Below are 22,543 nucleotides of genomic sequence, written 5' to 3' on the forward strand. Positions count from 1 at the left end.
GTGATGCAATGCCGAGGCTGCGGATCCACCGCCACCGACCGGGTACTCGACCTCGGTCGAGTACCGGCCGCGGATCACTTCCCGCTCGCATCCACGCACGTGGCGCCTGACGAGGCATGCCACCCCCTAGCCATGGAACTGTGCCGGGACTGTGGTCTCGCCCAACTGGCCGAGGACGACACGATGACGCAGGAGCCGCGCGGTGTCGAGCCACAGGCCTTGAAAGACCAAGCAGCCACGGCGATTCACACCCTGGACGAAGCGGGATGGCTGCGCGGTGACACAGTGCTCGAGTTCGGCAGCCCGCACGGCGGCAGCTGGCTCCCGCTCCTTGCCGAGCGCGGATACCGTCCACCCACGTGCGACGAACCGGCGTCGCTGGTGCTCGACTGCTTCGGAATCATGCACGACCCGGACCAGCGGTCCGCATTTCGGCTACGCGCCCGCACCACGTCGGGCGCAGGCGTGTTGCTGCTCCAGTTCCATTCGCTGGCAACAATCGTCGAACGCGGCCAGTGGAACGCACTGCGGCACGGCCACTTCGCGTACTACTCGCTGACTTCTCTGCGCCGGATCCTCTTGGACGCGGGAATGCACGTCGCGAACGCGTGGGAATTCGATCTGTACGGGGGCACCGTCCTCGTCGCGGCACGACACGGGCCAGGACCGAGCCCTTCCGCGACGCTTCGACGGATCCTCGACGACGAGAGCGCCCTGGGAGTGGACGTGTGCGGGGAGGTCGGCCGATTACAGCGCGCGGCGGACCGACATGCCGTGTCGTTACGCCACTGGCTCGAATCGATGGCCGGGCGCAACCAGCGGGTCTACGCATACGGTGCAGCGTCCCGCGCGGTGGCACTGCTGCATCGCGCCGAGATCGACCGCCATCTCCTTCCCGGGGTCGCCGACTCCTCAGTGTCCAAACTCGGACGACGTATGCCGGGAACCGACATCCCGATCATCTCCCCCGTGCAACTCCTCGCGGCCGACCCCGACCGAGTTCTGCTCACGGTCCCCGATCTACTCCCGGAGGTGCGGCGTCAATTTCCGACGCTGGCGGGACGTTGGGTGCTGGACGAGGACCTCAGGGCCTGCCCAGACCTCGGTAGGTCCAGCCGGAATCACGCCATTGTCGAGGGTCCAGGCAGTTGCGTCCGTCGATGATCCATTTCCCTCGGACGACGGCACCGAGATCGCTCGGCTCGAGTTCGCGGAACTCCTGCCATTCCGTCAACAGGAGCACAACGTCGGCACCCTCGCATGCCTCGGCCGCGGACGTCGTGTAGCTCAGCGTGGGGAACAACGCACGCGAATTGTCCATCGCCTTAGGGTCGTACACGTTCACCGCGGCGCCCTGCAGCTGAATCTGGCCTGCGACGTTCAGTGCGGGAGAATCGCGGACGTCGTCGGAGTCGGGCTTGAACGCGGCTCCCAGCACCGCGACCCGCGCGCCGAGGAACGAACCGCAGGCCTCCCGCGCCAACTCCACCAGCCGGGTGCGGCGGCGCATGTTGATGTTGTCGACCTCACGCAGGAAGGTCAGAGCTTCGTTCGCGCCCAGCTCGCCGGCCCGCGCCATGAACGCCCGAATGTCCTTGGGCAGACATCCGCCCCCGAAACCGGCGCCCGCACTCAGGAAGCGCCTGCCGATCCGGGCGTCGTATCCGATTGCATCGGCCAACACCGTGACGTCTGCCCCGGTCACCTCGCAGACTTCGGCTATCGCATTGATGAACGAGATCTTGGTCGCGAGGAACGCGTTGGCGGAACTCTTGACAAGCTCGGCAGTCGCCAGATCGGTCACCAGGAACGGTATTTCCTGGTCGATCGGGTCCGCGTAGATCTCGCGGGCGACCGCTACGGCGCGGCCCGGCCGGTCACGATCCACACCGATGACGATTCGGTCGGGGTGGACGGTGTCGTTGACCGCATATCCCTCGCGCAGGAACTCCGGGTTCCAGGCGACGTCAACGTCGTCTCCGGCGGGAGCCAGCGCGCGAGCGCGAGTGCCCAGTCGCGCAGCGGTACCGACCGGAACCGTGGACTTGCCGAAAATGACGGCGGGAGAGGTGAGCAGCGGCGCCAGCGTGTCGATTGCGGCGTCGACGAACCCCAGGTCGGCGGCGTACTCGCCCTTCTTCTGCGGCGTTCCGACCGTGAGGAAGTAGGTCTGCGCGAACCGCGCGGCCTCCCCATAGTCCGAGGTGAATCGCAGTGTTCCGGCCGCAAGATTGCGCCGCAGAACCCGCTCGAGACCCGGTTCGTAGAAGGGCACCTCGCCGGACTCGAGTTTGGCGACCTTGTCGGCGGACACGTCGAGGCCGAGGACCTCGTGCCCGAGTTCGGCCAGGCAGGCGGCATGGGTCGTGCCGAGGTAGCCAGTCCCGATTACTGCGATACGCATGGATCCTCGTTTCCGATGCGATACGAATCAGTACAAGTACGTTGTGTGACCTAACTTTTCGACGGAAGCTCATCGGTTCGCGGCCGCCGCGTCCGCTCGACGATGAACCGTCGAAGCTCGGCCTCGTCGTCGAGATCGACGTACTGCGGCGAATCGATGCTGTCGACACCGTCGTCGGAACTCGCCGTGAACGGCCATGCGGACAGCCTGCGCGCGCCGTCCCTACCAAACAGTTCGTCGAAGACGCCGACGTACGCCTGGGCCTGTGGCCGCCAATCCAGTTGACTGACCGCCCGCCGGCGCGCCGCCGCCCCGAGCCTGGTCCGCAGCGGGGCGTCGTCCAGCAGGCGTTCGACCGCGGTCGCGAAGGCGTCGAGATCGCCGGAGGGAACGAGGATACCCGCATCACCCGCGGACCGTCGGGTCTCGACGAGGTCGAAGGACACCGACGGCAGTGCGTACGCCATGTACTCCATCGTCTTGTTCATCGTCGACACGTCGTTGAGCGGAGTCTTCTGGTCGGGTCCGACGCCGACGTCGGCGGCGCTGAGGTATTGCGCGATCGTCGGTGGACCGACTCGGCCGGTGAAGTGCACGACGTCGTCGAGCCCGAGTTCCGTGCACCGCGCGCGGAGAGCCTGCAGGCAGTCTCCGAATCCCATGAGCACCACCCGGATCCCCTCCCTACCTCGCCGACGAACCAACTCGTCGGCGACGTCGAGCACGATCTCGACCCCGTCCTGCGGCCCCATGATGCCGAGATACACCAGCAGGTGCTCGGCCCCGGCTCGGATGTCTGGATCCGGGTAGATCGGGCGCATCACGCGGGTGTCGGGCCCACTGCGCACCACGGTCACCGACTCCGGAGAGCAATGTCCCCGGGACTCCGCAATGCCCTGGTAGGAGCAGTTGGTGGAGATGACCTGGTCAGCCACCCGCATGGTCATCCGCTCCAGCCACAACAGGCCTCGGTACTGCATCCGCTGCGCCAGCGTTCGCGGTTCGCCGAACCTCGAGACGAACAACTCGGGATTCAGGTCGTGATGGTCGAAGACGAACCGCACCGACCGGGTGCGCCACAGCCACGCGAGCAGCCAGTAGGTGTCGGGTGGATTGCAGGCCTGGATGACGTCGAAGCCGCGCTCCCTGCGCACTCGTACCGACAGGATCGCCGTCCGCAGCCACGACCAGACGAACTCGAGCGCGTATCCGAACAGTCCCCTGGCTTCCGGGGCCGGCGGGTACTTGTAGATCGCCACGCCGTCGACGACCTCGTACCCAGGGTCACCGGGCCCCTTCGGGCAGATCACCGTCACAATGTATCCCTGGGCGGTGAGGGCGTTGCACTCCAACCACACTCGGCGGTCGAGGGGCACCGGCAAGTTCTGGACGATGATGAGAACACGTCGAGTGTCCATGCCTGAACCTCCGTTGGCGCGCACACAAGATCACGCCTGTTGGTGAGGCTCAATCTATCGGAAAATGCGGACCACCACCGGCGAAATTGCGGTCTATGCTCAACCCCATGTGTGACGTGACGGGCGTCCGCGGGGCCGGGCCGAGTCGTGCGCGCTGACACCGGTCAATTCGTCTCTGCGGACGAGCGCGCGGATGTGTCAGTCGTGGTTGTCACATACAACAGTTCGCACGACATCACGGGACTCGCTGCCGACCTCCGCGGTTGCGCGACACGGCTTGTTCTTCGAATGATCTTGGTGGACAAAGACTCTGCCGAACGACGACATCGACCTCACGCTCCGAGGTGAGCCCTCGACCGTCGGGACATTGAGGGATGCCCTGATGGGGCGGAACATGGTCGGCCGCCCCCAAGAGGCTGTCCGAAACGGTGCTACGCCAATCGAAGTACCTTGCGGCCCATTCTGTCGACTGGCCCACCGGCGCCGCGCTGCTTATCCGTGCGGACGTCGAGGAAGCGGCTGGAGATTGGAACGAGGACTACTTCCTCTATTCGGAGGAGACTGAGTTCCTTCGCAGCCTCCGCGACGGTGGCGACCGAGTGTTGTTCGAACCGGCGGCGGTCGTGCAGCACCGTGGTGGCGGATCGGGGACGTCCCCTGCGTTGGCGGCACTGTTGGCCGTGAACCGCGTGCGGTACGTCGAGCACTTGCACGACCGCGGAACCGTCCGACTCCCTAAAGGCCGTCAGCGATGCGACCGAGGCGATCTTGATCACCCCAGGGCGGGTGCCGTAGACTGCCAATATATTTCGCATCCATCGGCGGTGATTCGACAGCAGTAGTGATGTCCACGGTTCGCGTTAATGGCCGGGTATCGACTACTGAACTCGATCGAACCTGCAGTCCGACATTCGGGGGGCGTCGCACGTACTGGTGCGCGCACCACGGGGGCGGGTACGTCGGGGTCGAGCGGGCATCATTCGATTGGTGGAGGCTTGTCAGATGCTGCAATCCCGCGCAAACCTGTTGACCAGAACCCTACCGCCTGTATTGGTGGTGCCAGGTATCGCCGTCTTCGTCGTGTCAGCTGCGGCCTTCTTCCTGAACATGCACGTGGTCGGCTTCGACGGATACGATCTTGCCTGTTACCTGATGGGCGGGGACGGCTTCGCGCACGGACTGCCTGTCTACGATTTGAGACTGCATGGCGACGGGTCCCGCTTCATCTATCCGCCAGTGACACTCCTGGTATTCGGCCCGCTTTCGCATCTCCCGTTCGGCGCCGTCCAGGTGATCCACCTGATGGTGGGAATCCTCGCGTTGTGGGCCGTCGTCTGGCTGACGCTTCGGCTGATCGGTCTCGAGCGAAACGCCGGACTCGTTGGAGTCTCGCTAGGAGTAACGGGTTGCGCAATGTGGCTGCAACCTGTCTTTGACACACTCAATGTAGGCCAGATCAACATTCTCGTGATGCTCTTGGTGCTGGCCGACTCTGCGTGGAGCTCACGGCGGCGAACCGTACCTGCGGGAATCCTGATCGGCATTGCCACGGCGGTAAAGCTCACGCCCGCGATATTCATCGTCTACCTCTTGCTGATCCGACGATTTCGCGCCGCACTCGTGGCGACCGTCACTGCTCTGGGGCTGACCGGACTCGGGTTCTTGATTGCGCCGTCAGACTCCCTGAGGTACTGGATTGACGGGACATTCGCCAATGCCGAGTATCTGATCAGTCCATTCTCCCTTGACGACGTGACGAATCAGTCGGTCAACGGGGTCGCTCTGAGGTTCTTCGGCGACAGCGGAAAGATCGTTTGGTTTGCGCTTGCCCTGGCAATCGGGATCGGCGGTCTAGCTGTCGCTGTTAGAGCGCATCGGGTGGGCGAGCCCCTGGCTGGAGTGCTGGCATGCGCTATCACCGGCGTGCTGATATCCCCCGTCAGTTGGCACGAGCACTGGGTGTGGATGGTGCCGGTAGGGGTCTGGCTGGGCGCGGTTGCCCTCCAGATACGCAGGACGAACCCGCTGATCGCGGGAGCACTCCTGCTGCCTGTAGCCGTGTATCTGACGTGGCCGCTCGAATACTCTCCCGGTGTCGTTCACCCGACGTCCGTGCTGTCGCCAGCCGGCCATATGTGGAACGAAGGTAGCCGTAATCCCGTTGTGGCGCTTATTACTACGACGTATGTTTCTGTCGGCCTAGCTCTCCTCGCTATGGCGGGGTGGGTCTTTTCCCACAAAGAGGTGACGGCATCGGGCGCCGTCTCGCCAGAACAGCTCCGAACCCCGCCCAGTGCGCCGTAGTTCCAGGGCACCGTAGTTGTTGATTTCCAGGGGTGCCACCTCGAATGATCAAGCGCCGCAACTTCTTCACGGGATCAAACGTCGCAACTCCTTCACAGAGATTACGCCAGATCCCAATTTAGGCGAGCGTCGGCACGCGGCGAGCGTCGTCACGCGAGGATGAACCCGCAGATCCGCGCGAGATCCGCGCGGACGGCGTCGCCGCTTCAGGCAGGCCTGCCCGCGCCCCGGCAGGGACGCTGCGCACCCACCTGTCAACGTCCCCCGCCCGGATCGCTTGGATCAGGCGGACCGAGGCCTCTGCCGGAGACGGCGCCGCCACAGCAGGGTTGTCCGAGGCCGAAGTCGAGCTTCGGAGGCTGCGCCGCAAGAACGCGGAGCTGGAGAAGGCAGTCGAAGTCCTCAAGGCTGCAAAGTCTTTCTTCGCGACGACCCGTTGAATCCGCCCAATACACTGCGATCCGGTTCGGGGAAACGCTGTTCCTGCAGGGGCTGCAACCCTCGATCGGGTCGATAGGCGATGCGTGTACGACAACGTGTTGGCAGAGACCACGATCAACACCAGCCGGCTGGTGCATCGTCACTCGGTGCCGACCAACCGGCCGCACGCAAGTAACCGCAGTGTGCATAAACCCGGGACGGTTCCACCAGCCCAACGACAGTCACGACCAGTTTGACCACCGACTCCCAGGCCACGACGGGTGGATCAAACGACGGTGAATCAAGGGTCAGGATTCAGTTCGGCGAATCATTCGAAGCTGGCCGCCCTGCTTCCTCAACCCGTTTGAGCCAGATCTCGCGCCAATATGGGTAGATGCCGCGTGGGCAAAAAAGGCGCGCTGGATGATAGCAGCCCATGCACACCACGTCCTCGAGGACGATCCCCGGGGTCTTCATCGTCATCATGACGCCGGCTCTTTCGTCGATGAGCCGGTCGACTCGCTGCTTTACCCGATATCGCTTTCCGCAAAACGGCAGCATCTCTTCGTCAAAATACAAGCCCCTGTTGCCGCTCTTGGCATTCAGCGTCCGCATTATCTCGTCCGCGGACTTCACTTCCACGAGCTCACCGGGCTGCAGATCGAGCACCTCGCTGGGTGTTATTTGTCCCGCCAGCCCCTTGACGGACGGAATCTTCCTGCCGTGCCCGAGCTTCGAAACCAGCGTGTTGTACACAGCGAGTGGCAGGTATCGGCTCATCGCCCACAGGGACACGTTGCCGGAGGCGAAGTCCTTCCAGTACTGGCGGACGTCAGTCCTCCTCAGCGGCGAACTCGCCTCGACCAATCGCGTCGCCTGGCAGGAATACCGCACCTCTCGATCGCTCGGGTCGGGTCCAAACGCTCTAGTGGCCCGATCGACAACCGATGTATCGACCCCGCTCGGTCGGCTTGTCACCGGCCCGTTCTGGGGCGTCGGACCGGCTGCCGGTTTCAGCCACGTTGTCTTCCAGTACAGCAGACAGCCCGCCTGACAGCCCCCATGAGCGCTGCCGTCGCAACGAACCCCCAGATGGACCGAATCTTCGACTCCACGGTTCCGATATGAATCGATGGTGTCGCAGGCCTTGTGAGCGGAAGCGGAAATTCTGAGGCGTTTACCAGCAAACTGCAGCATCTCGGGCATGAACGGCATGGCGTCCAGGGCTCCGGTGTCGTCCAATGTCTGCAGAATTTCCTCCGGGCCAAGCACTTCCACCCAGTCGCCGACCCGATAGTTCATGTTGCTCTCCCCTCCGCCCTCGCAAGTCGTATACCGACGCCGAGGCGTTGCCGAACTACCGAGCCGCTGGACAAAGCCATGCGACATCGCGGTACTCACCCAGCGCGCCCTTGCGTTGGAAGCCGGGCACATGCTGGCGAGTTGGCCGCTACCCACACTACGTCCGCAGCCATGATGGGTCAACGCCAACGGCATACGATTCATGAAGTGCCGCAATAAGATCAGTCGACGCGCCTAACGTAGATGCACACCATCGTCTACCCGACGAGGTCGATGCCGAGCCGGTTCCGCCGTGACGAAAGTTCGCCAGCGCAACTCGCATGATCAGGTGCCGACGAAGTGCGCGATGACAAGAGGAAGCGATATGAGATGAGGAAGTACCGGCTCAGTTCGAAAGCACCGGATCCGCGCGTTCTCTGCGTATCGACCCGAGACATTGCTCCGGTCATCTCTCGGTGCTTGCGGTACGAATTCGAGGACCTCATCGGTGTGATGGACGCCGTGGACGTGATCGCTCCCGCGGACACGCCGGATCCCGACTGCGCTGACACACCCGCGCAGAACGGCATCCGCACTCTTGCACGGCTGGCGGCGAAGTTATTTCGGCGGCTGTCGGTGAAGCTCGAGGGGATGGTCGCTCTTACATACCTGCGGCGGCGTCCTTCCGGCCTCGCGCGCAACTATGAGCTGCTTTTCGTGAGCACCCAGTCAGTCCTCGACCTGTACAACCTTGGTCCATGCGCGATGTGGCGCTCGACGGCCCGCGTCTCGATGTGCTATATCGACGAACTCTATGCAGCCGATGTGACTGGTTTGGGGAGCCTCCTGAAGATCCTCAAACGCTTCGACCACATCCTTGTTCCCCTTCGCGACACGGTCGAACCGCTCGCCTCGGCCACGGGCCGTCCATGCCACTATCTGGCCCCCTCCACGGACACCCTCCAGTTCTGCCCATATCCAGGCGCCCCGAAGCGGGTCATCGACGTTTACGCGATGGGACGTAGTCGCCCTCCCGAGACTCACAGGGCGCTGCTCCGCATGGCGGACGCGGGCGACTGGTACTACATGTACGACACGGTGGGTAACTGTCGCGTCTCCAGCCACGTCGAGCACCGCAGTCGCCTGAGGGACATGATCAAGCGCTCTCGGTTCTTCCTGGTGACCGCCGCGAGATGGCACGACATCGAGCGCACTGGTGGCCAGCAGGAGTTGGGCTCGCGTTATTTCGAAGGCGCCGCCGCCGGGGCAGTCCTCGTCGGCGATGTGCCGCGCAACGCCTCGTTCGACGAGTACTTCGGTTGGCAAGACTCGGTCATCCCTGTTCCGTTGAATTCTGGTGACGTCGCCAACGTCATCGCTGAGTTGGACGCCGATCCCAGCCGTCTCGAGCGGATCAGCAATACCAACGTGGTGAACTCCCTCCGACGGCACGACCATGTGCACCGGTGGGGCCAGATTCTCTCCATTGCGGACCTGAAGGAGACCAAGGCGATGGAGAGCCGCCGGCGCGAACTGGAGGAGTTGGCGGCATCGATCGAGCGGGCGATACCAGAGACACGATGAGCCTTCTGACCCACGCCGCAACGGTGCGACGGGGATGCGGCCGATCCCCAGATTTTCGTCCCTGGCCTACCTCTCCCACTTCCACTTCATGTCACCGCTCTGGTTGACGTCCCATTTGCGATCGGATGGCCCGTCGGGTTGCGCCGGAACGTCACCTCGATGGAGCGTCCAAAAGACGTCGACGAACGGGTCGAACGTCGTGGTCTCCTCCGGCGGACGCGGGTAGCCCTTGCGATTGTCGGCATACAGGTCGGTCTTTCGCATCCAGTCTTCGATGTTGTCGAAGAAGGCGTTGTGGTTCCACTCGGCCTTGGCGCCCATAAGCATCGCTGCAAGTCCCTCGCCGACCCAAGCGCGCACGGTGCAGCAGGTCCGATACTCCTCGGATGTTTTGTCCCACTCGTCCCAGGCGCCCGGCGGCTTTTCCTGGTAGGGCTGCTGTGTGCCGTGGTGCATCACTATCTGCCAGAGCGCCTTCTGGCCGTACCAGCCCTGGCCGTAGTAGGTCTGGGCGTCCTCGTGAAAGACGGAGCTCTGCGCCGAGGGGGCGAAGGACGGGTCGTCGAGCATCAGACCGGCAAACACGATGGGCCACTTGCGTCCGCTCGTAATACCGCCGCCTTCGTTGAACACCGCTCCTAGCTGGACCATCCCGTGCAGGTCGATGCCGTATTGGACGAGCCCGTAGAGCAGGCGGCGCTTTTCATCCTGAGTGGCATTCATGTTGAGCAGGAGCGACGCCGTGCCCACAATACGAGCAACTTCTCGCCCATAGGGAGGCTGGTTGTCGACAGGCACGAGCCAATTCCCCTCCCATGCGCCGTTGAGGTGATCGATCCATGGGCGCTCGAGGTAGCGCGCGTACTGGTCGAACGGCGGAACCGGGTACCGCGTGGCGTCCACCGGCAGGTTCTGAAGCAGATCCCAGCGCAGGCTCGAGGCGCGGAAGATCTGCTTATTGGCTCCAACATAGGCGGGACGGAAGGCGTCCGCTGGCGGCGCCTCGGACAGGCTGGTCAGCACCGCGGCCGCCTTCATCACGTTGGGGGACTCCTTCTCGGACTCCCACATCAGGTCCGCCTGCATCACTGTGTTCGGGACCGTGACCTCGCTGATCGAGGAGATGAGGGAGCGGTCGGCGGGCAACACATAGGGGAAAGTGACGGATACGTTTCGCTCATAGGTGATCCCGCGCGAGTCGTAGCCTTGCGCCGGGCCTAGGCTCATCACCACCATTGAGCCATTCCGCCGCTCCTTGTCGTCCCGTAGGCCGGTGTCGCCCCATTCGTTGACGTCGAGCGTGTTCACCTCGTTCGGTGGCGCGGTGCTCGGCCCCGGGGTCACCGAGACCACCGTTGCCGGTCCGACGACCCACCAGTCGCCGTTGACGAACTGGCCGACTGGGTAGTCGCGGTCGAATCTCCAGGTAATGCCGTACTGCGAGATCTGGTTTGCGCGCTGCACGTTCACGACTGCGGGCGCGGCGCACGCCGGAAGCACGCCAGCCAGCGCGAGGATCGAGGCAACGAGGGCGATCGGTCTGTGCCAGACTCTCATACAGACCTCACCGGGAAGCGTCGTGTTGATGCTCGTCGCGATTGCACCCCGCGTGCCACCGGGGGCAACTGCATCTGAGTGGTTCGCTGGGCACGCAGCCCAGTCCGGAGACGCTCACCTTCATGAACGGACTTCCTTCTGGTCCGACGTAGTAAGGGCGGACCGCCTGGCACCGCGCAGCCTTGGGGCGAACGGTGACGCATCGGCGGCATCGCGAACGGTGAAGCGGGCTCGGTGCAGAATCCGCCGGGTTGCTGCTCCACGTGACGATGTCCCGGATCACCTCGATCCGACGGATGCCAAGCCCCTGCGTCGTATCGACTAGTTCGCGCAGCAGGGCTCGCCTGGGAGACAGCCTTGCGTACGCGAGATCGAAGACTGGGAATCACCAATGTAACACGCGCGAATGCCGAAGTGCGCGGCGACCACAGTCGCCGATGCAGAATGTAGAAGCGAAACCTCCTGGTCAGAGGTTGTTTTTGAGGTCACGATCACCGCCGCCACGCTCATCTGGCCGGCCATGCCTGTCCTGCCGCAACCGGACACACTCATCATCGCAGGCGCTTGATCACCCGCGCGGCGCAACCGCGGGCCCGTCGGGTCAATGACGTGTTGGGGTCGAGCAACCGAGCGATCCAGGCGGCGTCCATGTCGTGTCGCAGACTGGTCCGTGCCTGAAGCCAGGTGTCTGGCCGGGCACGTCCGCCGTCGCTCGAGTACGCCCGGGTCACTCCGGCCGACCGCAGCCGACGAAGCACGTGCCGGTCGTACGAGCCGAACGGGATTGCCACCCGCGACACGGGGCGACCAGTGAGCTCACCGAGCACCCGGTGAGCGTCGTCCAGCTCCCTGCGCGCCTGCTCGTTGTTGATCCGCCGCCAGTCCCGGTGGGCCCAGCCGTGCGACCCGATCGCCATGCCGGCGTCCAGCAGCGCGCGGACGTCGGTGTGGTCGACCCGCCCACGGTCGCCCAATGTGCCTGCGAGCAGGAAAAACTCCGCAACAAGGCCCCGCTCCACAAGCCGGGGTAGCGCAACCTCCACATCGGAGACGTTTCCGTCGTCGAAAGTGATCCGGACATCAGACCGTCCCGCGACCGCGTCGAGCAGTCGCTCGAACTGCGCGATACTCACCCAGGTTTGGTCCTCGCCCGGGTCGAGTTCGCGGCCGGGAGGACCGATCCCATGGACTGTGATGTTGACTACCGAGCGCGGCCTGACGGCGGCCCCTCGAGATGAACCGACAGACAAGGAATCACCGCTTTCGCTGGGTTGCTGACGTGACCGCTCCGCAGGCACGCCACATCGTCGCCTACCCACAAACTGTACGTCCATCCGAATCTCAGCAAAGGTCGTTAAGATGATGGTTCACTGAGCCCTGATGCGACTCCAGCGTGCGTGTTCAGCGTCGTAGCTCGCCTCTATACGTCACCGATGCCGCCAATCGACGCAGTATCCTCTTCCAGCACAAGGGTTTCCGAACTGCAGTCGATGCGTACCGACCACCTGCATCGATGGGGGGTGCGCCCCGCAGACGGTGCTCGATGGAGCGGCATCACGGGCTGGCATCTAATCGTGTGGCCCCGCGAGCCGCCGACTACTCTCGTCTCGCTCCCAGACTTGCAGCTGACGCCCAGTCCACCGTTTGGCAACGGCCATACCGAAGTACACCGCTGTATCGATCGCAGATCGAGGACCGCGGATCGTGCGCACAACCGCAACCGCCGTGTCCAGGCCTGTATCCCGCATCCCCGCGGCCTGTCCGTGCCCGCCAGCCGACAGCTCGGCAGTACCTCGGTGGCTACGACGCAGGATCGCGAGCAGGCTCTTGGTGTCGGCGGGCGTTGTCACCACCACCGGATCGGTGGCAACCACGGCCTTCTCGTCGGCGTCGAACTGGGTGTCGACGAATAGATCATCGCCCGTGATCATCGGAAAGACACCGAATCGCTGGTGACCCTCTTCGCTGAGTCCGTAGACCCCCGCACCCCACATCGCAAGCTTGCGCTGCGGAATCCGCTGGCGTGCCCGGTAATAGCACCGCACTAACGCGCTGGCACCGTCAATGTCGTACGCGGATTCGGGACGGGCCGCCAAGGCGTCGCCCTGACAGAGCCGGTCGAGGACCTCAAGCACCGCGGTAGCGGATACTTGAATGTCAGCGTCCAGATACAGCCGCGGCCATAACGTGGCCGCTTCGTCGCCAGCGTTGAGTGCGGCCGGCTTCGACCCCTGCACCAGCTCAACTACCCGGACGCCCAGGATACTTCGCGCAACGTCGGCGGTGTTGTCGGTGCAGCCGTTGCACACGACGATCAGCTCGATGAAACCGTCAATCGCGGCCTGCCCCAGCGGAGTCAGGGTGCGTCTGATCACCGCTTCCTCATTGTACGCGGGGACGATCACGGCACCTCGCTGGAGTCGCCCCGAATGCCCTTCCACTGGGCGCGGTTTCGTGGTGCTATCGGGATCCGTCGGACCACCCATGGGTTGCATGTCCGATCCACACCTTTCATCTACCGGAGACCCTCGCACAAGTGCAGTAGAGATGAGATACTTGCCTATTATGCAACCGGCCACGACCGTTCAGAAAGATGCGGCCTGATCGTTCAGAACGATGCGGCCTGATGTCGTCGTCGCAGCTGCCGCTCGGGCGGGGCGAAATCGGCGCTGGCGAAACGCAGGGAGTGCTCAGACGGTAGGGAGCGATCGGATGCGATGACACACGAACGCGCGGCGCTGCCGGGAGTCCAATCTGACCCGCAGCGAGCAGGTGCCTCTCTCGCTCATCGCGCGCTACGAGCCGCATTATGGACCGGGGCAAGCGCGATCGTCGTCCGGTTCAGCAATATCCTTGTCATGGCCATTGCGGCCCGAATCATTGCCCCAGAAGAGCTGGGCGTGTACGCGCTGGCACTCGCTGTTCATGGATTCGTTGCCTGTTTCGCCGCGTGGGGAGTCACGTCAGCCATTGGACGCTTGGATCTCGATGCGGACAGGCTCGGACCAACTGTCACCACAGTAACGCTTTGTAGCAGTTGCGTAGTCGCTGCCTCGATGGCCCTCGCAGCCGGGCCCATCGCCTCAGCATTCCAAGCGCCTGAGGCAGTGAGGCCAATTCGAATCCTTGCAGTCGTCGTCGTAATTCAAGTGATGTCTGCAGTTCCTGCCGCGCAGATCCAGCGGGCGTTTCGACAGGAGGTGGCATTTCGCGCGAATGTGATCGGGTTCGTTTTCGGTAGTGCAACCTTGCTGCCACTCGCAACCATGATTCACGGCGCGGAGGCGTTCGCTTGGTCTCGGGTTGCTGCGGGTCTCGCGATCGGTTTGACGATGGTGCTGTCACTGGATACACGATATCGTCCGGGTTGGGAGGCTCAGTTTGTCGGACCGCTGCTCCGCTTCGGAGTTCCGGCGGCGGTGGGTTCACTGCTGTCCCAACTGGTGCTGAACGTCGATATCCTGATAATCGGCCGTGCAATGTCTACGGCCGACTTGGGCTATTACATGCTCGCATTCAACATCTGTTTATGGCCTACTGCCGCCCTTGGTGCAGTCATGGACCAAGTCGTGTTGCCCGCATTCTCGGCCGTGCGCCGCGATGATGGAGACCTACGTTCGACTGTCTCGCGGGCTGTTCGAACCGTGGCACTCGTGGCGTGCCCTATTGGTGGATTCACGTTTGCCTTCGCACATCCGCTAATCGAAACCGTCTACGGGGGAAAATGGCTCACTGCGGCGCCTGTCCTGAGTGTGCTCGCAGCGTATGGGGTGCTATACGTTCTCGGGAAGCTGTTCGACAACATCATGATTGCGTCGGGAAAAACCATAACAATGTTCGTTGTGCAGGCGACCGTTCTGGTTGTGCTCGTCCCGATCCTGATTGTGGGCGTCCGCGTTGGCGGACTGGTCGGCGTCGGGGTCGGACACATTCTCGCCATCCTCCTCGTAACCATGCCTGCGTACGCGGTCGCAATAAGACGGGCTACAGGCGCCGGCATCGGTGTGATCCTGCGTGCTCTCTCGAGACCGGCGCTGGCAGCAGTCGCAGCTGCCGGTGTCGCGCTTGTTGCCACCGAGGGGTTGACCAATCCGCTGGCGAAACTTGCGGTCGGCGGGCTGGTTGGGTTGGTCGTATATGTCGCGGTCGTCGGCCCGCAGTTGCTGCAATTGTTCCCCGGAAGGCTGGCCGATAAACGAATTCTTGTCCTTGCCACGACATGGCCATTGATGGCGGCCAAACGGCTACGGCAGGCCGGAGTCGATGCGCCTCCTTGGCGCTCGTGACCGGGCCGGAACAACTAAGAGAGATGCGAAGGACTACGCGCTATGCCTAGAGTGACAGTCTGCGTCCCCGCCTACAACTGCGAGCGGACAATAGATACGTGCCTGGCGAGCGCGCTTCAACAGTCTTATAGCGATTTCGAATGCCTCGTTATCGATAACGCATCCACAGACTCAACATTTGATCGCGTGATGGCCTACAAGGATCCCCGGATTCGCGCCCTAAGAAACGCGGAAAACATCGGCCCCAGCGCAAACCATAATCGTTGCATCCAGCACGCGAGCGGCGACTTGATCCAGTTCCTCCACAGTGACGATCGGCTTCTGCCTGATTGCCTCAGTCGCCTGGTCCCTGCCTTCGACGATCCCAGGGTCGGCTTGGCGTTTGCGCGCAGGCGAATTGAATCCTCCGACGAAAAATGGATAGAGCTCTTCGGAACACTCCATACTCAACTCGAACCCCTCGAGTACGTCAATGACGGAACGAACATCATCCGGAAGTACGTGAACAAAGGATCGAACGGCAACTGGATTGGCGAGCCAACCTCTGTAATGGTCCGACGGTCGACACTTATGGAGGTTGGGGGGTTTAGTTCCGAACTGCGATACTCGGCTGACATCGAATTATGGCTTCGGATACTCGCGCGATCCGACGCGGCTTGGGTCGACTCAGAATTGTCCGTGAGAGTCCAGAATGAAGGAACTTTGACGGCGCTCTTCGCCAAGAACGACGAGGCTTGGCTGGACCGGCTTTGGACCTTGTCCGGGCTGGCTCGCAATCGCGATTTGGAGCGCCGAATCAGAATCAAGGCCCGGCGGCAATGGATCATTTCCGTACTGAAGAAGGGAGTGCGCGCACAGCTGGCGCCGGCCGAGATTCGACCCATGAAGTACAAGCAACTGGGACGACACATACGCCAGTCATTGAACGCGGATCCATCTTCGAATAATGCCAGCCTGGATATGTGACTCACACTAATGATCAGAATGGGAATCCGCCGGTGCCGTTTCGGATTCTTGCAATGGGACGGCAAAATTGGACCACAGCAGACCGAAGATGACAAAAAGTATGCGGGTTACTTGCTGGAAGTTAAAAAGGTCGAAAGTGGAAGCGCAGACGATAATAGCGATGAAGATCGATCCAAGTGAGTATGCCTGCTCTCGTTCTCGTGTAGTTGTGGCGCCTCGCAGTGCGGCAGCAATGCCGAAGATGCCTCCGGCCGCCAGCACCATTATCGCCGCGACGCCGACGATACCGCCCTGCACAACTGCCTGTAGAAATTCATTGTCCAGATACCCGTACACGGTTGGTGGCGTGGCACCGAGGCCGAGGCCGAACACCGGATGCTCACGAAAGGTCTGCGACACCATGGCGTAGTCTGAAGTCCTGGAGAGTACACTCGGGTCCGTCTCCGATGCGACGGTAGTGTTCCACAACGCAATTGCGATGTCAGGAAATGTCGCGATGTATACGGCGAGAACCGTACATCCGACCGCGAGCCCAATAGCGAGCTGACGGACGTTGAAATTCCACATGTACACAAGGAAAGCCGTGGCGAGTGCAATAATGCCCGTTCTCGAGACCGCCGCCGGCATCGACACCAACGCCAACCCGCATGCCGCCACGGCAGCCCACCGGACCTGCCGTTTCGCCGCATTGCGGGCAAAATATATGGCCAAGGGCACCGCTACTGCGGCTAGTACTGAGAACTCGATAGCGTGTTGCGAGGTGCCCACGACGCGCTTTGCGCCCCAGCGCTCGCCCATCTCGAGCTCATCCGAGTTGGTCACGAATCCAGGTGGCTGGAAGAGGAACCGCAAGTCGATATTCGCCACGGATTGCAGAAGTCCGACCAGACAGGCGAAGGCGAGTCCTGTTGCGAGGCAGCCAAGAACAAAGTTGCGCCCCCGCGCGGTCCGGACCCGCACGATGATGTATAGTGCCACGCCGACGTTCGCGACCAGATTTATCAGCGCGCGGGTCATGCTGCCTTGAACGACCGCGTTGTCGACACGATGGAGTCCGACTCCGTAGATCGCGAGTTGGAGCAGTAGGTAGAGCAGCATGATGACGACACCAGGGCGAATTGATCGGCTTGACGCGGTTCGCCGGACAAACACGAAGCCGAGCATGACCAGGCCGAACAACAGAACCGCAATCAATTTTGCTGGCGAGCCATTGCTTTTCAGAGGTCCCGGCAGAACCGAAAAGCTCGGCAGAATTGGAATCAACAGGCAGAGGAACCCGAGCAGCCATGGTGTCCGTTCGCGGGGTTCGCCTGCGTCGACGGGTCGCGGGCCGTCGGTCGAGCTGGATGCCGCGCCGAGCGGCTTGGTCGTCATGTGGCTTCCGTGGAACCCTTGGGTGCCGGAGTGGCGTCGATCGGCCGGGGAACTCCGTCGGGCAGTTGATCGGAATCGGGTCGCGTGGCGGCCTCGGACTGTGGCTGCCGTCGCTGCTGGGCGCGTGATCTGCGGCGTGTCAACAAGACGTCGATTAGCACGGTCACCAGAACCGACAGCCCGGCGCCGACAATAAAGATCGCTAGTGTCGACTTCAATCGGCTCGGCATGCCTGCGACTGGGGCTGTCGGCGGTAACACCACGAACATTGCGACCATCTGGTCGTTTGGCACTCGGGCCTGTTCCTGCAACGTCCTGAGGGTGATCTCAGTCTGCGCGATCACGAGTCCGAGCGTCCTGGAGACTGCGTCCGGGTCCGCGTCGGTGACCTCGATCAGAATGAGTGGCGGCTGCGGGAGGGTGCTGGGCACCGGGAACATCTTGGCGACGTAATGGGGCAGGCCGCCGGCCGCCACGACCCGGTCGACTACCGACTGCTGTTCCAATCCGAGCGCCGCCATATTGGTGATCAGTTGTGCTCCGCCGATGTCGAGGAGCCCGTTTCGCGGTAGCGGGACCCCTGCGTCAACGTGTTCCACCCGAGAACTAGGCTGCGCGAGGCCTATTACTGTATTCGAGTAGTAGACGGGCGTGACCGAACTGTAGGACTGGTAGCTGAACCACGCGGTTACGAGTAGCAGCGGAAGTACGACATACCAGCGCCTGAAGCAGGCCTTCACGACGTCGAAGAGGTCCACGTCCTTCGTCCCCCCTCGCCATCGTATGAGAATGCCTCATCCGTGCGCTCCGAGATGGCCGTCGCCGCTGCACGGCCGACCTCGGAAGCTTCGAGTGCTCTCAGATTACCGATCTGAGATCACCCACGGACGGGTTTCGTCGGCTACGTCCGGACCTGATCGGCCCGTCGACTCAACATCGGGCTCCGGCGCTTCCCCCTGCTCCGTACAGATCACGATCCCGGCAACAGGCGCACCCGTCATCCGCAGGTCCTCAGCGGCGCGCACGAGGTCCCGTCGCCGGGTGGCCCCCAGGACCACGACGAGCAGAACGCCGTCGGCGTACTCACTCACGGTGGAGGCGGCAACCGTCGACAGCACGGGCGGCGCCGCGATGACCACGTGCGTGTAGTCCGTGCGGAGGCGGTGTACCAGCGTCCGCATGGTGCTCGTCGCCAAACGGTCGGCGGGATCCCCCTCCCAGAAGCCCGCGGCCAGGACGTCCGGTAGCCGGTCGAACCGGGAACGGATCGCCTGGTCCACCGACGCCGACCCCGCTAGCACATCGAACAACCCCGGGTGGGATTCGACCTCCCAATCGCCGATCTCTCCCGTCGGGTCGGTGTCGACGATGATCACCCGGCCTCCGCTCGACGCCAGGGCGCTGCCCAGGTTCGACGCCAGTCGCACAGTGCTCGTTTCCGCAGCCGCACAGGTCACCACCCACACCAGGGCAGGATCGGCGACCTCGCCCGACCATCCGGACAGTAGTCGCGTGCGCAGCCGGCGATACCCGTCGAGAGACTCCGCATCCGCCACCTGCGCAGACGAGACCGATCCGAGCACCGGCAGCCCGGAGACCGCGGCAGCTCGCTCCGCGGTCCGCACGACGGGGTCCATCCGGGACCGCACCCACACGGCGACCGCGCCCAGCACCAAGCCCACCAGCGCGCCGAGGGCTCCGAACGTCAGTGGTCCAGGAAGCCGCCGGTGCGGCGTGCTCGCCGAGGTGACGACGGTGGTGTGCACCTTCTGGCCGTCCATACCGGTGGGTGTCTCGAGTGCGCCGGTGTACGCGATGAACTCGCCGGCAAGCGTGTTGGCAAGCAGTCGCGCCTGGTCCGGTGACGCGTCTGCCACGGCGAGGTCGATGACCGTGGTCCTCGGCGGCACGATCGTGGCGCTGACATTGTCAGCGAGTTCCCGCGCCGACTGCGACAGCCCCAATTTGTCGACGACACGCTGGTTCACAGCCTCGGTGGTCAGCAGTTCGACGTAGGAATTGACGCGCCCCCACACCACCTGATCGTTCTCGTACGCGGTGGCCGTCGCGGACCCCTGGATCGACACCAGCAGTTGGGTGGTCGAGGCGTACTTTCCCGGTGCGAGTAGCGCGCCGCCCACACCGACGACGACGCACGCGAGCAGGACAGTCAGAAACAACTTCCAGTGCAGCCGGACCGCGGCGAGGAAGGTTCTCACATTCATCTTGCACTCGTCCTTTCCCCGGACCGAAACACCTTGACGGCACTCGGCTCGGGCACCTGGTCGACAATCACGGCCACCGTCGTCGCCGCCGGCAGGGACGCGGACGTGTCGAGCAATTCGTCCTCCGTGGTCACACCGTGCCGAACGACCAGAACAATCGTGCCCACCGCGCCGACGATCGCGTCTGCCACCACGGCCGACGGGCAGGCGAGCACCACCCAGTCGTAGTGCTCGCGGAGCTCCACCACGATGTCGAGTACCGCGTTCAGGTCGATCGGGTCCCTCGGATAGTCGGTTGCGCTGCCGGCCCCCAGCAGTGGTCCGTTCCCCGAGGCCTGCACTGCCTCCAGCACAACGGCATGGCCGAGAAGGACGTCTGTGATGCCCGGAAGCCCTTGAACACCAAAGAGTTTCGTCAACTCCCAGGAGTCCTGATCGAGATCGACCAGGATCACAGAGTCGCCCTGGACACGCAGCGCGTCGGCCAGCACGACGGCTGCCGCGGCAGTCGCCGACCTGGCTGCGGGCTCGGCGACCGCGATGACGCCTCGGTCGGGATCGCCCATCACCGAGAGCAGGCGACGCCGAATGAGACGGGCATTCTCGATGGTCGTCCCGGCGTGCCAATCGCCGATCGTGCCGAGCACCGGCCTGCCGGTGATACGGGCGGCGTCGCGCGGATCACGGACCGAGCGGTCGAAGATCGAACGCAGCACCGCACCGGTCGCCCCGAGGAGCATCCCGACCAGGCACGCCCCGAGCAACACCGCCAGCGGCGGCGTTCCCCAGAAGCTGACCCGGGTGGGCAGACTCGGGTCGTTGACGACGACGAGTTCCGCGCGGGGCACCACTGAACCGGTCACAGTTTCGAGCGCGTGTACTGCCGCCGCATACTCGGGCAGGAACACGGTGAGGGTCCGCTGGGCCTCTCCTGCCGTCGGGGCGTCGACGGCGACATCGATCAGCACGGTGCCCGGCCTGTTGGTCGCCGTGGTCCGCCCGGCGAGAGTCTCGGGCGCCAGATCGATGCCGAGATCCCCCACCACCCGTGCTGCGAGGTCGGTGCTGTCGGCCAGCTCGACGTAGTTTCCGGCACGGTGCTGGGCGTACGAGTCACCGCCGTCGACCGCACGGCTGACGTCCCCGGGTGTCCGGATGAAGACGGTCGCCGTCGACCGGTAGAGCGGAGGCGCCAGCAGCAGGACGACCACGGCGGCCCCCACAGCCAGGAGCGCCCCCCACACCACCCAACGCCATCGCTCCCGGAGGACCCGTCCGTAGTCGAGCAATACGGCGCTCATGGTGCGGGGTCCACGCCGTGGGCGATCAGGGACGCCACCAGGGCCGTGCCGAGTTCCGCGTCGCCGCGGGGATCAGGGTGCTTCCCGTCCGAGGCGAGCAGGGCGGAGGTATCGCCGTCGGCGAACGGCGCGTCCGCGATGGGGTCGAGAAAGAGGACACCGTCGGCCGCCGGGTCGGATTCGAGGCGCGCCATGAAGCCGTCGTCGAATCCCAGATCGTCGCGAGGGCTAGAGAGGAGCCGGGGTCTGAGGAACACCATCTTCGCGGCGGGCCAAGCTCTGCGGGCCTCGCCGATGGTGAAGGCCATTGCCTTGAAAACGTCCTCGCCGGGCGCGAAGAGGTCGTTCCGGCCACCGTCGAGGACGACGATGTCGGGCTGGTATCCGGCCGCGAGCTTGGGGACGCGTTCGGAGAAAGACGTCGAGTCCCCGGTGTACTCGTTGACGACGAAACGATTCGGGGGGCCGCCGCTGATGTATCCGGTCCCCGGCACAGCCGACAGGTCGCAGTGCCACCGCATTCGGGCCGCCGCCAAGCAGGCATAGGACATCTCCGCCAGTGGTCCGCTTCCGCCGGTGTAGGAGTCACCGATGAACAGGACGGTCGGCGGTGCCCCGGGATCGGGGTGCGGTCGGTCGATCTGCCCGGTCACCGGCGCCGCCGCCGGCGTCGGCGTCGGCGTCGCGGTGTCGGGGGAGGCGACGACCACCGCCAGGCCGATCAGCACCGCCGCGGCGAGCGCGATCAGGGCAACGTCCGGCCACCGTCGCCTCGTCATCGGACGACCTCGGTTCGGACCCATGCCGCGACCCTGTCCGCGAGCAGCGACTGGCCCTCGTCCGTGGGGTACGCGAGGTCGGCCTGCATCAAGCGAGGCGACAGCCACGGAGGATCGAGGGCGTCGAGGTAGGGGACGCCGGTCGACTTCGCGGCGCTCTGGACCGCGTCGGACACCCGGCTCACCGCCTCCGGCACCGGGGTCTCGTACCACGTCGGTCCGATCAAGAGGGGTCTCTCGCCGCCGAGAACGATCTTGTGAATCGCGGCGATGGCACCCGCGTTGATCGGGGCCACCTCGGGGAATCCAGTGTCCTTCAGGCCGCCGACCACCAGGATGAAATCGGGGTCGGCGCCTCGGGCCCGGTCCACCTGATAGGTGAACGCGTACCCGCCCGCGCCGTCCGCCAGGTAGCCGGCGCCGGGAAGCGCGAAGTTCGACACGGACCACCCGGTGCGCTGGGCCAACAGGGTGGGCCACACCACCCGGTTCTGACGTCCGGCGGTGTAGTCATCTCCGACGACTGCGATCCGCAGCGAGCGCGGAGGTGCTGCCTCCTCGTTGCTCCTTCGCGCGATCGCCGAGGCCGTCGCCAGGGCTGCGACCAGGATCACTGCTGCAGCGGCCGACACGATCGGGAGGGC

At 63.9% G+C, this 22,543-nt stretch carries 17 protein-coding genes; 5 read left to right on the top strand and 12 right to left on the bottom strand.

Annotation, left to right across the window (positions count from 1 at the left end; translation table 11 throughout):
- Positions 1-1,164, top strand: coding sequence for a class I SAM-dependent methyltransferase (locus RT2_RS13670; protein WP_092776314.1), 1,164 nt, complete (start codon positions 1-3; stop codon positions 1,162-1,164).
- On the opposite strand, the gene RT2_RS13675 is transcribed toward RT2_RS13670, so the two are convergent.
- Both RT2_RS13675 and RT2_RS13680 read right to left on the bottom strand, forming a co-directional pair.
- Positions 1,085-2,404: a UDP-glucose dehydrogenase family protein gene (locus RT2_RS13675; RefSeq protein WP_072845345.1), complete on the bottom strand. Its 1,320-nt coding sequence runs from the start codon at positions 2,402-2,404 to the stop codon at positions 1,085-1,087. The genes RT2_RS13670 and RT2_RS13675 overlap by 80 nt on opposite strands.
- 50 nt (positions 2,405-2,454) lie before the next feature.
- A complete protein-coding gene (locus tag RT2_RS13680) occupies positions 2,455-3,822 on the bottom strand; it encodes a glycosyltransferase family 4 protein (protein ID WP_072845346.1) in 1,368 nt (455 codons plus the stop codon).
- A 1,002-nt stretch (positions 3,823-4,824) separates the two neighbouring features.
- On the opposite strand from RT2_RS13680, the gene RT2_RS13690 reads away from it, so the two are divergent.
- Positions 4,825-6,126, top strand: a complete 1,302-nt coding sequence (locus RT2_RS13690; protein WP_083577371.1) for a glycosyltransferase 87 family protein — start codon at positions 4,825-4,827, stop codon at positions 6,124-6,126.
- A gap of 735 nt (positions 6,127-6,861) precedes the next feature.
- Here the strand turns inward: RT2_RS13690 and RT2_RS13695 are convergent.
- Entirely contained in the window at positions 6,862-7,848 is a 987-nt protein-coding gene (locus RT2_RS13695) for a hypothetical protein (RefSeq protein WP_072845349.1), read from the bottom strand.
- Between the two features lie 339 nt (positions 7,849-8,187).
- On the opposite strand from RT2_RS13695, the gene RT2_RS13700 reads away from it, so the two are divergent.
- Positions 8,188-9,411 carry a glycosyltransferase family protein gene (locus RT2_RS13700; RefSeq protein WP_245709470.1) on the top strand — a complete coding sequence of 408 codons (1,224 nt, stop codon included), beginning with the start codon at positions 8,188-8,190 and terminating at the stop codon, positions 9,409-9,411.
- Positions 9,412-9,477: 66 nt separating this feature from the next.
- Here RT2_RS13700 and RT2_RS13705 read toward each other — a convergent pair whose 3' ends face one another.
- From RT2_RS13705 to RT2_RS13715, 3 genes are all read right to left on the bottom strand, one after another.
- Positions 9,478-10,968, bottom strand: a complete 1,491-nt coding sequence (locus RT2_RS13705) for a hypothetical protein (protein ID WP_072845351.1) — start codon at positions 10,966-10,968, stop codon at positions 9,478-9,480.
- A 551-nt stretch (positions 10,969-11,519) separates the two neighbouring features.
- Entirely contained in the window at positions 11,520-12,101 is a 582-nt protein-coding gene (locus tag RT2_RS13710) for a polysaccharide deacetylase family protein (RefSeq protein WP_245709469.1), read from the bottom strand.
- A 435-nt stretch (positions 12,102-12,536) separates the two neighbouring features.
- Positions 12,537-13,373 carry a glycosyltransferase gene (locus RT2_RS13715; RefSeq protein ID WP_245709468.1) on the bottom strand — a complete coding sequence of 279 codons (837 nt, stop codon included), beginning with the start codon at positions 13,371-13,373 and terminating at the stop codon, positions 12,537-12,539.
- A 312-nt stretch (positions 13,374-13,685) separates the two neighbouring features.
- On the opposite strand from RT2_RS13715, the gene RT2_RS13720 reads away from it, so the two are divergent.
- Complete coding sequence (locus RT2_RS13720; RefSeq protein ID WP_072845353.1) at positions 13,686-15,254, top strand: oligosaccharide flippase family protein; 1,569 nt, start codon at positions 13,686-13,688, stop codon at positions 15,252-15,254.
- 42 nt (positions 15,255-15,296) lie between these two features.
- Positions 15,297-16,220: a glycosyltransferase family 2 protein gene (locus tag RT2_RS13725; RefSeq protein WP_072845354.1), complete on the top strand. Its 924-nt coding sequence runs from the start codon at positions 15,297-15,299 to the stop codon at positions 16,218-16,220.
- A 6-nt stretch (positions 16,221-16,226) separates the two neighbouring features.
- On the opposite strand, the gene RT2_RS13730 is transcribed toward RT2_RS13725, so the two are convergent.
- The 6 genes from RT2_RS13730 to RT2_RS13755 form a co-directional block, all read right to left on the bottom strand.
- On the bottom strand, positions 16,227-17,594 hold the full coding sequence (locus tag RT2_RS13730) for an O-antigen ligase family protein (protein ID WP_083577373.1): 1,368 nt from the start codon (positions 17,592-17,594) through the stop codon (positions 16,227-16,229).
- The gene (locus RT2_RS13735; protein ID WP_072845355.1) at positions 17,591-18,352 is read right to left on the bottom strand and encodes a YveK family protein; all 762 of its coding nucleotides are present in this window, start codon (positions 18,350-18,352) and stop codon (positions 17,591-17,593) included. Before RT2_RS13735 ends, RT2_RS13730 begins: the two co-directional genes overlap by 4 nt.
- Positions 18,353-18,457: 105 nt before the next feature.
- Complete coding sequence (locus RT2_RS13740) at positions 18,458-19,819, bottom strand: Wzz/FepE/Etk N-terminal domain-containing protein (RefSeq protein ID WP_083577374.1); 1,362 nt, start codon at positions 19,817-19,819, stop codon at positions 18,458-18,460.
- Positions 19,816-21,120, bottom strand: a complete 1,305-nt coding sequence (locus RT2_RS13745; RefSeq protein WP_072845357.1) for a Wzz/FepE/Etk N-terminal domain-containing protein — start codon at positions 21,118-21,120, stop codon at positions 19,816-19,818. The genes RT2_RS13740 and RT2_RS13745 overlap by 4 nt, the downstream gene beginning before the upstream one ends.
- Positions 21,117-21,899 carry an SGNH/GDSL hydrolase family protein gene (locus tag RT2_RS13750; protein WP_072845358.1) on the bottom strand — a complete coding sequence of 261 codons (783 nt, stop codon included), beginning with the start codon at positions 21,897-21,899 and terminating at the stop codon, positions 21,117-21,119. The genes RT2_RS13745 and RT2_RS13750 overlap by 4 nt, the downstream gene beginning before the upstream one ends.
- Complete coding sequence (locus RT2_RS13755; protein ID WP_245709467.1) at positions 21,896-22,531, bottom strand: SGNH/GDSL hydrolase family protein; 636 nt, start codon at positions 22,529-22,531, stop codon at positions 21,896-21,898. Before RT2_RS13755 ends, RT2_RS13750 begins: the two co-directional genes overlap by 4 nt.
- Between the last annotated feature and the right edge of the window lie 12 nt (positions 22,532-22,543).

The organism is Rhodococcus tukisamuensis NBRC 100609, from assembly GCF_001894985.1.
GTDB classification, from domain to species: domain Bacteria; phylum Actinomycetota; class Actinomycetes; order Mycobacteriales; family Mycobacteriaceae; genus Rhodococcus_G; species Rhodococcus_G tukisamuensis.